Here is a 667-nt window from a genome sequence, read left to right on the forward strand (position 1 = left end):
ACTGAAAAAGCTAGAACACTTACTGCGTCCTTTCCACCCTTGGCGCAAAGGTCCATACACGGTGCACGGCATTCATATCGATACCGAGTGGCGTAGCGACTGGAAATGGGATCGCGTACTTCCACACATTTCTCCACTGAAAAATCGCAGCGTGCTCGATGTGGGTTGTGGCAATGGTTACCACATGTGGCGCATGTTAGGCGAAGGAGCTCGTCTTTGCGTGGGTATCGACCCGTCTCACCTGTTCCTGATTCAGTTTGAAGCGATTCGCAAACTCATGGGCGGCGACCAACGAGCACACCTATTGCCGCTGGGTATTGAGCAACTGCCTAAACTGGAAGCGTTTGATACCGTGTTCAGCATGGGTGTTCTCTACCACCGTCGTTCTCCACTTGACCATTTGATTCAACTAAAAGATCAGTTGGTTTCTGGTGGTGAGTTAGTATTGGAAACCTTGGTAATCGAAGGCGATGAAAACGCAGTACTTGTGCCGACCTCACGCTACGCTCAAATGCGCAATGTGTACTTCTTCCCGTCTGCGAAAGCACTAAAAGTGTGGCTAGAACTGGTTGGTTTTGAAGATGTTCATATTGTGGATGAGAACGTGACTTCTGTTGATGAACAACGCACAACAGATTGGATGACACACAACTCTCTACCAGATTAC

1 protein-coding gene is annotated in these 667 nt (G+C 48.7%); it reads left to right on the forward strand.

From position 1 onward, the window contains the following. On the forward strand, window positions 1-667 hold a 667-nt coding region (gene cmoB, locus R7Z50_RS27940; RefSeq protein WP_318149812.1), incomplete at both ends, for a tRNA 5-methoxyuridine(34)/uridine 5-oxyacetic acid(34) synthase CmoB.

The organism is Vibrio sp. 1249-1 (assembly GCF_033340495.1).